8 protein-coding genes (1 of these 8 running past the window's edge) are annotated in these 10,240 nt (G+C 69.1%); all 8 read right to left on the minus strand.

Annotated elements, in window-relative coordinates:
* Positions 1 to 3,884: the 5' portion of an SdrD B-like domain-containing protein gene (locus LPT13_RS00685; protein ID WP_242162524.1), read on the minus strand. Its footprint begins 24,772 nt before the window's first position; the window shows 3,884 of its 28,656 coding nt (coding positions 1–3,884); the start codon lies at positions 3,882 to 3,884; its stop codon lies beyond the left edge, outside the window.
* Positions 3,885 to 4,375: 491 nt separating this feature from the next.
* Complete coding sequence (rplI, locus tag LPT13_RS00690) at positions 4,376 to 4,963, minus strand: 50S ribosomal protein L9 (RefSeq protein ID WP_242162526.1); 588 nt, start codon at positions 4,961 to 4,963, stop codon at positions 4,376 to 4,378.
* Between the two features lie 14 nt (positions 4,964 to 4,977).
* A complete protein-coding gene (gene rpsR / locus LPT13_RS00695) occupies positions 4,978 to 5,238 on the minus strand; it encodes a 30S ribosomal protein S18 (RefSeq protein ID WP_160710535.1) in 261 nt (86 codons plus the stop codon).
* Positions 5,239 to 5,261: 23 nt separating this feature from the next.
* Complete coding sequence (locus LPT13_RS00700; protein WP_242162528.1) at positions 5,262 to 5,720, minus strand: single-stranded DNA-binding protein; 459 nt, start codon at positions 5,718 to 5,720, stop codon at positions 5,262 to 5,264.
* A gap of 54 nt (positions 5,721 to 5,774) precedes the next feature.
* A complete protein-coding gene (gene rpsF, locus LPT13_RS00705) occupies positions 5,775 to 6,068 on the minus strand; it encodes a 30S ribosomal protein S6 (protein ID WP_160710664.1) in 294 nt (97 codons plus the stop codon).
* Between the two features lie 508 nt (positions 6,069 to 6,576).
* Positions 6,577 to 7,089 (minus strand): single-stranded DNA-binding protein, encoded by a 513-nt coding sequence (locus LPT13_RS00710; RefSeq protein WP_242162530.1) that lies wholly within the window; start codon positions 7,087 to 7,089, stop codon positions 6,577 to 6,579.
* Positions 7,090 to 8,021: 932 nt separating this feature from the next.
* Positions 8,022 to 8,549, minus strand: coding sequence for a hypothetical protein (locus LPT13_RS00715; protein WP_160710574.1), 528 nt, complete (start codon positions 8,547 to 8,549; stop codon positions 8,022 to 8,024).
* 381 nt (positions 8,550 to 8,930) lie between these two features.
* On the minus strand, positions 8,931 to 10,187 hold the full coding sequence (locus LPT13_RS11635; RefSeq protein ID WP_277926793.1) for a SurA N-terminal domain-containing protein: 1,257 nt from the start codon (positions 10,185 to 10,187) through the stop codon (positions 8,931 to 8,933).
* Positions 10,188 to 10,240: the final 53 nt, after the last annotated feature.

The following is a 10,240-nucleotide window of genomic DNA, read 5'->3' on the forward strand; positions in this document are numbered from 1 at the left end:
CGCGAGGGCTGCTGGCCGGGGGCGTACTGCTTCTGCGGGATGGCGGCGATGCCCTGGGCCTCCAGGATCTCCGCGATGCCCGTGCCCGGCACCTTGTCGGCCTCGGCGTCGCTGATGCCCAGACGATAGGTGACGCTCGTGGGGGTGCTGGCCGTCTGCTGCGGCGTGCCCACGTTCACCCACGAGGTGGCACCGGAGGCGTCTGCCACCTCCACCTGCACCATCTGGGCGGCGTTGGCGTAGTACCAGTCGGTCAGCTGGGGGCCGACGGCCGGATCGCTCTCGTCTGACTGGTTGACGGTGAACACGAGCGACTGGAGCTCGAAGCCGTCGGGGAGCGTGTCGCGCAGCTCGGCGCCGACGCGCTGGGACTCGTCCACGTCCAGCTGCAGGTCGCGCCCGTACAGCGGCACGTTGGAGCCGGCGGTGGTCATGCCGTCCAGAATGTAGCTCACCGGATAGCCCAGAGGGCCGCTCGCCGTCATGGTGGCGCGGTTGGTGGCAGGGTCGATGACGTACTTCGACACCTCCATGTTCAACTTGGCCGCCTTGAACTCCGAGGTGATGCCCGTCTGCTTGGTCCAGCCGTAGTCGTTGTTCTCACCGCGGCCGCCGAACCACACGGTGGGCGACGCCTTCATCTCCACGGCCGGGTAGCGCTTGCCGCCTTCCGCCGAGGGATCGAGCTCCGCCGTGAAGTTGGTGGTGTAGGGCATGGCGATGACGAGCTTCTTCTCGTCGTGCACCTGATCGGCCGGCGTGTCGGGGCCGGGCGCGCGCAGGGGCCCGCCCATCTGGTTCTCGTGGACGATGAGCGACATCATGCCGTCCTGACCGCCCGTCGAGTAGTACAGGGGCTGAAGCCCCAGCTCCTCGGCGTTGGAGAACGTGTCCAGGTCGAGCTCGGCGTACTCCTCGTCCTTGTCGGTGACGTCGTAGATGAGGATGCCGCCCTGCCCCGGCTTGCCGATGAGCGTGTGCCCGTCGGAGATGCTCGCGCCCTCCAGCTTGGTGGTGGCGCCGGTGTCCGGGTCGTAGGACCACGCGCACACGTCCTTGGTGATCATGCCCTGACCATCCTGGACGTAGTTGGGGAAGTTGAAGAAGAACGACAGGTAGTCGATGAGGCTGTCAGTGCTCTCGGACACGTTCTTGACCGTGGCCTCGTACACCATGTAGTTGTAGCGATCCCAGAGGATGGGAGTGCCCACGCACTTCATGTCGTACTCCCAGTCCAGGTTGGTCTTGATGAACGTGGCGGTGCGCATGGTGCCCGACGTGGAGTCGGAGCCCGTGCCTATGTAGACGGGCACTGAGGACGTGGTGGTGTTGCCCTTGGAGTCGGTATAGGAGTTGTACTGGGCGCCGTAGAGGATGGAGCCGCCCGTGTTCTCCGGCACCGCGCCTTGGAACTTGACGTTGAGCGAGAGGCGCTTGAAGCCCCTCTCCATGCGGTAGTTGCCATCGCTGCCGGTGTAGACGAAGCGGAACTTGCCGGTGAGGCCCTGCGGGTAGTTGGACGCATACGACGACTGGGTGAGCTTGACGTCGCCGCGGTTGATGTCGTAGACCTCCCACTCGTCCCACACGTCCGAGGGCAGCGACGCGGTGAGGCGCTGCCCCTCGTTGCCGTTCTTGCCCTGGGCGTCATTCCACGTAGCGTGGTCATAGGTCTCCTGCATGACGCCGTTGCTGTCGTAGTAGAGGAAGGGGATGTCCAGGAGCAGCTGAACGGCGGAATCCGCCTGCTCTTTCTTGTTGTCGCTCGAGGTGCCCAGGTAACCGCCGGACGTGAGCGAGAAGTTGCCGTCCATGGTGATGGACGGGGTGTCGGCGTCCTTCACCATGTAGGTATTGCCGCCCAGCTCCTGGCCGCCGCCGGCCTTGGCCGTCAGGTTGGGGTCGAAGAGCTTCGAGCTCAGCTCCCCCAGGGCGCGCGTGCTGTAGAGCGCCAGGGACGGCATGATGCCGGGGTTGGTGCGCGCGATGGGGCCGCTGGGCAGGTCGGCCTCGTAGCCGGAGGGCTCGGGCAGCGGGTCGGCCTCGGGGGCGCCGTCGGGCGCGGGGGCCGGGTCGGCGGCCGCGGGCGGCTCCGGATCGTCGGACGCGGGGTCGTCAGCCGCGGGCGGCTCCGGGTTGTCAGTCGCGGCGTCCGGATCGACCGCAGGGGCCTGGGGCTCGCGCTGGAAGGCGGCGCTCAGCACCGCGTGCTGGGCGATGGCCACCGTCGAGCCCTTGGCAATGGCGGTGACCTGCGCATCCACCACGACCTCCACTGGCTCGAACGCAGCGGGATCGTCAGCCGACGCGTCGAGCGCGGCCTCCGCGTAGGGAGCCGCTACGTAGAGGACGCGCTGGCCCTCGGGCTCCACCGTCGCGTCGCTCCCCTCCAGGAGCACCTGGATGCGGCCGTCCTCGGCCACGGCGTAGGGCAGCGGGGACACGCCCAGCGCCTCCAGGGTGCCGGCGTCGGCGGGGTCGAGCGTCGCACGCTGCTCGTCGGTGAGCGCGGTCACGTCGAGCACGACGGCGCCGCCCTTCCCCGGCACGCCCACGAAGCGCGCGTCGGTGCGCGTCGCGTCAGAGGTGTCCACCGCGCCGGCCTCGTCGCGGTTCTCGACGGTAGCGCCCAGGTCATCGAGGCGATAGGCCATGAGCGCGTCCAGCGGCACGCCGTGGCGGCCCTCGTTATCGGCAGGATAGGCGGCGCTCACCGCCACCGTGCGAACCGTCGGCGCGTCCTTAGGGACGGACACGCGAATCAGGCTAGCGAGATACCCCCCCCCGTCAGCTATTTTCGGCTGGGAAGCCAGCTCGGCCTCAAGAGATGCCTTCGCCGTGGTCTCATCGTTGACCAGGGTGAACGAACCCGCCGCCTTGCGCAGGGCGTCGCCGCGCTGCACGGCGGGAGCCGGGTCGGCCTCCGTGGCGCGCGGGGTGAAGCTGTGAGCCTCGTAGCCGTAGGTGACGGTGGCGCGCGCCGAGGCGTCTACGACACCCACCAGGCCAAACTCCAGGTTGGGAATGGGAGTCGACGCGTCCAGCTTGCCGCCGTTGCCGTCCCAGCGCGCCACGATGCGGCCCGAGACGCCCTCCTTGAGCGCGTCGGCGCTCAGACGCAGGTAGCCGTCTCCGTGCTGCTGCCAGAACGACCAGCCCTCCGGCTCGCCCTCGGCGAACAGGGCCGCGCGCTGGCCGCCGCGATCGAGGGCGCCCGGGCGCGTGATGCCGCGGCGGGCCTTCCACTCCTCCTGGGAGAGCGTCGTGCGCAGGCTGCCGTCGGCGGCCTCGTAGAGGTACGGCACGTCGAAGGTGAGCACCACGGCGTCGCCCTCCTCGCTGCCGCCCAGGTAGCCGCCCTCGAGCAGGGCCGACAGGTTGCCCAGCTCGTAGGCGCCCTTGAGGCGCTGGCCCTTCACGAGGAACGCGCCGTTGGAGGCGAGGGGCGCGCCGTAGAGCGTCAGTGCGGGGCTCAGGCGGCGCAGCACGTCGTCCGTGCCGCCCTTGACCTGGGGCAGAACCTCATCCGCCGCCGTCAGGCCGGTCGGCATGAGCGCCTTGACGACCTCCTCGTCCACGACGTCCTGCTCGGCGGAGTCCGCGGCGGCGTCGCTGGCGGACGGGGCAGCGCCCGCGGCGTCGGAAGAGGACTCGTCGCCCGAGCTGGCGGGATCGGATGATCCGGCAGGGGCGGCGTCGGCAGCGGAGTCGTCCGAGGGGGTGGCCGCATCGCCGGCGTCCTCGCCGGTGGCAGCGGGCTGGGCCAGCGCGCCCGCCGGGGCAGACGGCGCAGCTGCGGCGTCCTGGACGAGCGGAGCCAGCCCCGTCGTGTCGAACACGGTGACGGCCAGCAGCACCGCCATGGCCGCGGACACCGCCTTCACCCACGGACGCTCCCGGAAGGAGCGGCGATCCCTCACGCGCGCGCCCGCGCGTATACGAGGAGACGCCGCGGCGCGCGAACGACCGCGAGCGTCAAGGCGCTCGGACGCATGCGGGGAGGCGCCGCCCGAAAGCGTGCGCTCCGCTTCCGGCACGTCGGAACGCGCCGGCTGGCTATGGACATGACAAGAGGCTGAGAACTTCTGCTCGCTCATGTTCGATCCCTTTTGTTCAGTTGCGTTTCCACCGCGCCGCTTGCCCGACGGCGCCGGTCAATACGGCGAAAAAGCCTGGTTACCGGCGTAATTGTAATGGCTTTGATACCCTCCGGCAACTTTTTTGGCAAAGCGCCCGCAAGGCGGGCACGGAATGTAACTGATCGTTTACATTTCTTCCTCACGCTCTTCATTTTTTGACAAAAAAAGCCCCTGACTCGAAAGTCAGGGGCTTGGCGCTTGAAGCTCTTCGGAGCCTTGGCGGGAGCGGCGAGCGGCTACTCCTCGACCTCGGTGACCTCAGCCTCGACGGTGCCGTCCTCGGACACCTGGGCGTCGATCTCCACCATCTCGTCCGCCGGAGACTCGGCGATGTCGATGGCCTCCTCCAGCGCGTCGATGGCGTCCTCGGCCTCCACGTCCTCGCGGCCCACGACCACCTGAACGGTAGCCTTGATGTCGCGGTAGAGGGAGACGGTCACAGGATGCACGCCGGCAACCTTGATCGGCTTGCCCAGCTCGACGCGACGCTTGTCGATCTCGGCATCCACGGCGGCCTGGATGGCGTCGGCGACCATGACGGAGGTGACGGAGCCGAACAGCTGCCCCTCCTCGCCCACCTGGGCGTCCACGGTGACCTTCAGGTCGTCCAGCTTCGCCTTGAGCGCCTCGGCGTTGGCGATGCGGGTCTCCTCGCGCTTGGCGATGTTGTGCTTGCGCTGCTCCAGCTGCTTCAGATTGCCCTTAGTGGCCAGAACGGCATAGCCCTGGGTGAGCAGGTAGTTGTTGGCGAAGCCGCGGGCCACGTCGATGACGTCGCCTTCGCCGCCCTTGCCCTTGAGCTCCTTCAGAAGAATAACTTTCATGGGGACCTCCTAGCCTAGCGGTTGCGGCGGTCGCCACGGCCGCTGACAGCGGGAACCGCATACGGCATCAGGGCCATCTCGCGAGCACGCTTCACGGCGTTCGCGACATCACGCTGGTGCTGGGTGCAGGCGCCCGTCACGCGGCGGGGCTTGATCTTACCGCGGTCGGTAACATACTTGCGCAGCATCTGGGTATCTTTGTAGTCGATGTACTCCACGTCGTCCTTGCAGAACTGGCAGTACTTGCGACGAGGCTGCTTTGCATAATCGGCCATTGCATTAACCTCTTTCGTTTCGCTTAGAACGGGATGTCTTCGTCATAGACCGAAGAAGAGGCGTCGATGACCGGGGCCGCCGGCGCGTTGTACGCCGGAGCCGGGGCCGAGTAGGCCGGGGCGTCGTAGCCGCCGGACTGCTGAGCACCGCTGTTGCGGCTCGACATGAACTCGAGCTCGTCGACGATCACCTCGATCTTGCTGCGCTTCTGCCCGTCGCGCTCCCACTGGCTCCAGCGGAGCTTGCCCTCGATGGACACCTTGGTGCCCTTGCTCAGGTACTGGGAGAGGCTCTGGGCGCGCGTGCCGAACATGGTGCAGTCGATGAAGTTCGGGTAGTCCTCCCACTCGCCGGTCTGCTGGTTCTTGCGGCGGTCGTTGACCGCCACGCCGAAGCCGAGCACCGGCATACCCGAGGCCGTAGAGCGCAGCTCGGGATCGCGGGTAAGGTTGCCGCTGATGATAACGCGGTTGATGCTCATTTCCACCTCTTCTCAAGCCGGGGGCGCCGCAGGGGCGCCACCCTGATTTCACTACTAATCGCGGTCGGTGCGGGCGACGATCATGTGACGCACCACGGCATCGGTGATGCGCAGCACGCGATCGAGCTCGGCGATGGACTGGGGATCAGCGTGGAAATCAATGAGGGTGTAATCACCGTCGGTGAGACCATTGATCTCATAAGCGAGTTTGCGCTTGCCCCACGCCTCGACGTTGTCGACCTTGCCCTCGCCAGCGGCGATGGCGGTCTCGATGCGCTTCATGACACCAGCGCGATTCTCTTCGTCGATAGTGGGAGCGACAATGAACAGCAGTTCGTAAGCCTTCATCAGCTCACCTCCTTTGGACTGTACGGCCCCGGGCTGATGAAGGCACGACCGGGGCAGGAAATAGCCTGCCTATTCTAGCAAACCCGGTCACGTGCCCCAAACAAGACACGCCAACTCCACATTTGCCACCCGCGACGACGAGGGGAGGGTCGGGGCGGGGGGCGGAGGCGCGGGCGGGCTGGACGCGCGGCGGGGCTGGGACGCGAGAACGGGGGCGGGGCCGAGGCTGGCGGCGCCTACGGCGAGGGGGCGGCCCGGACTGGCGGCAGGAGCTGGCCCCGACGGCGCTGCGCCAGGTGCCGGCGGCGGGCGCGGGGCCGGCGGGCTGGACACGGGCGGAGGGGCGGCGCTACGCCAGGCTCCGGGGGGCTCGGCGCGGACGGAGGCGGGGCGCGGGCTTCGGCCGCATTGGGTCGCCGATACCCCGTGCCATCAGCGCGGGTCGGGCGCCTCCCCGCCTCCTGGGCGGAAAGGCGCCCGACTCGTTGTGAAGCGCCGGACGCGGATGCTAGAAGGGAATCCGCTCGTCGTAGACGCCTGACGACGGAGGCTCGCCGCAAGGAGCGCCGTCGTCGGGAGCGGGGATGGGAGCTGGGGCGGGAGGAGCCGAATCGGGGGCAGGGGCAGGGTCGGACGCGGGGACGGGAGCGGAGGGGACAGAAGCGGATACGGGGGCGGGAACGAAGTCGTCGCGGCGGGGCGAGAGAAACTCCAGCTCGTCGACTACCACTTCCAGCTTGGAGCGGCGCGCGCCTTCCTTCTCCCATGAGCTCCAGCGGAGACGGCCCCTCAGACATACCTTCGTGCCCTTGCGAAGGTGCCGGTGAAGCGCAGCCGCGCGGTTTCCGAACAGGATGCAGTCGACGAAGTTGGGGTACTCCTCCCAGTCGCCGGTCTCGCGGCTCAGGCGGTAGTCGTTGACCGCCACGCCGAAGCCGAGCACCTTCCAGTCGCTCTGGGTGACGCGCAGCTCTGCGTCACGCGTCAGGTTGCCGCTGATGATTACGTTGTTGATGCCCATGTCGTGCCTCTTTCCGCGCCGCGCGCGGGGCCGGCGCCTCGTCGTGCGCCCGCGGGCGCGTCTGCGTGGAGCCCCCGAGCAGACGGGAGACGGAGCATCTGACACGAGGCCCGGCTCCGCCTCCCTGCGGGGGCTGCGCCTCTGGCGGGGCGGTCAGGATCCGGCTCTCCGTCATTTGCCTTCGTCATCCGTCGATCCGCCGCCATCCGCTGAGGCTCCTGCCACCCTAACCGCCCCCGCCGACGCCAGGACGGCGAGACGTCCTCGTCCTCATCCGCGCGAAACCGCTGCCCTGTCCCGCCCCGCTACGTCCGGTCGCCCCCTCGCGCCGCCACTCCTCCCCCACCCCCGCCCCCGTCGCCACCCCGCCGGCCCGACCGCACGGCCCGCCGCACCGCGAGCCCCGCCCTGCCACGGCAGGCGTCCCCCGCCGACGCCGCCTCGTCGGGTCGGGCGTCCGCCCCGTCATCGCCCTGCCGTCGCGGCGGCACCCCCCCCTGTCGCTGCCCCGTCGGGTCGAGCGCCTTCCCGTCGCGGCGGCACGGCGGCACGGCCCATCGCTGCCTCGTCGGGTCGGGAGCCTTTCCCGTTGCCGCCTCGTCGTGGCGAGCCGCCGTATCGTCGCAGCGGCAGCCCCTTTCGTCGCCACTCGCGATGCCGGGCCGTCCGTCCGTATCTCCGCCCTTCGCCGGCGCTGCTGCGCTCTGCTCCCGGCTGGCGCCTCCATCACCCGTCGCGACGGCCGTCCTCCGTCGTCGCCTCCGTCGTCGTCGCCCGTCGAGTCGAGCACCCGGGGCGGCGGGCGGGGGTTCTTGCGGTGCTTTCCGAGATGTTTCACGTGAAACATTCGTTCCCCGCGCTTGGGCACAAAAAAACGCCGGCGCGGGGCCGACGTTTTCGTGGGTGCTGGGAGCGTATCTGGCGAGCAGGGGCTACAGCGCCTCGGGCTCCGGTTCGTCCTCGGGGGCGTCTTCCAGGTACTTCTCGTCGATCTCATCATCGCCATATTCGGAAGCATCCTTAAGGGAGCCCATGAAGTTGGGAGCCGCGCCGATGAACACCGGCTCGTCCTCAAACACCGGCTCCTCGCCCTCGATGGCGTAGAGGAAGCCCACGGCGAAGCCCTCGTCCTCGCCCGGGACGCCTCCCTCCGCGATGAGCGCGTCCTTCTGCCCATCGTCGGTATCAATGTAGCCGTCGTAGCACAGCGCGTAGGCGTCGGCCCCACGCGCGCCCTTCACCGTGTGCTCGGCGAAGTTGAAGCACTCCTCGGCGGTCTCGCCGGGATGCGACTCGATGAAGAGGTTGTCCTTGACCACCAGGGCCGTGAACGGGATGACCTCGGCGCCTTGGGACATCTTCTCCTTCGCCTCATCGAGGGAGAACAGCAGCACCTTCTCGAGAATCTCGGGAATCTCGGGGACTTCCTGGGAGTCGTTTTCGATCTCACGATCGGCCATGGCGGCCTCCTTTCTCGACGCGGACCCGCTACGCGGCCGCGCCCACTCGCCCACAGAGGGCAATCGCGCGCGGCCCGCAGGCAACACGCGCTCCGTCGCTGTGCAGCAGTTTACTGGTTTCCCGCACGCAGGCCACCGCGAAGAGGATGTTTCACGTGAAACACTCCCCCGGCGGCCGCGCGAGGAGCGGCGGGGAGCCGCCCCGCCCCGCGGGCCCCGCCGGAGGCGCGGGGGGGGCGAGCGGGGGGCGCCGGGCCGTGGGCAAGCGTAGGGGGGGCGGGGGCGCACGCCGTGGGCGGGGGCGGGTGCCGCGGGCTGGGAGAGGCAGGGGGGGGGCGTGGACGGTCGTGAGGCGAGCGCGGGGCGGGCGGGTGGCCTGCTCTAGTACGGCAGGCCGTTGGGGAAGGGATTCACGGTGATGTCGGCGCGGGCACGCAGGTCGGCAATCCAGGCGAGTGCCGCCTGGGTGCGCGCGGACTCGAGGGCGGCCTCGTCCTGCACGGCATCGCCGGCGCCGGACGCGGCGTCGCCCACCTTGTCGTAGGCGCTGTCGTCCGTGTCGCGTGTGGCCTCGTAGGCGAGCGAGGGATCCTCGGCGAGAGCCTGCGTCACCTTGGCGGAGAGCAGGTCCAGCTCGGTCTCCTCGCGGAAGGACTTCTCGTCCAGGCCGGCGGCAGCCAGGGCCGCGCGCCACTGCTCGTCGGACTCGTAGGTGCGGCGCTTCACGGCCACCGCCTCGTCCAGCTCTTCGCCCGTCACGCGCACGCCCAGCTCAGAGGCGCCCTGGCGCATGATCTCGCGCGAGACCAGCACGTCGATCACCTGGTCGCGAACGCCCTCCGATGTCTGGCCGCTGTCTTCCAGGTACGCCTTCCACGCAGCACCGTCCTCAAGCCCCTGCGCTGCGCGCAGGCTCTGCACGTAGTCGGTCACGGCCTGCTCGGGAATGGCCGTCCCGTTGACCGTCGCAGCCGTCCCGTTGGCACCAGAGCATCCCACGCACGTCACCGCCAGCGCCATCGCCGCCAGGACGGCCAGCAAACGCGACGGGAGGCGCGCCGAAAAGAAGGGGCGACCCGAGAAACGGAATGTTTCACGTGAAACACTTTGCCCCGCCGCACAGGCACGACCCGCCCGTGGGAAGACAGCCCGCAGGAAGACAGCCTTCAGAGCGCTCGCCTCGCGCGCACGCCAACCCGCACGACCGGCGCCACCGTCCTCGCGCGCCTCAGGGAGCACGGGCGCGCCGCCCGCGGAACACGCAGACGCACTATCGCGACTCCCCGCCGGAGCCGGAGGAACAACGCCTTTGCACGCAGACGAAACCGCGGGAATAGCGTTCTCACGTACTCGAAAGAGCGCCAGAGGGACGCCTTCGAATGTCTCGGAGGGTGCGGGAACGGCGCCGTCGCGACTCCCCGCCGAAACCGAAGGAGCGGCGCTCTCTTTCGCCCCAAGAGAAACGGGGGCGGCGGCTGCGAGGGCCGCGGGGGCCGAAAGGGCGGTGGCCTTGCGCGCTGCGGAGAGCGCGAATGCCTCACCGCAGCGCGTCGCGGGAGCAGAGGGGGCGCCGTTTTCGGGCGCTGCGGAGGGTGCGGGGCTGCTGGGTGCGGCGGTGGGGATGGGGGGTGGGAACATGGGGGCTCCTGTTCGGGAAAGGGAGGGGCCGCTTTCTCAGGCGGCCCCTCGGG

This window comes from Adlercreutzia faecimuris, from assembly GCF_022669055.1.
Classification (GTDB): domain Bacteria; phylum Actinomycetota; class Coriobacteriia; order Coriobacteriales; family Eggerthellaceae; genus Enterorhabdus; species Enterorhabdus faecimuris.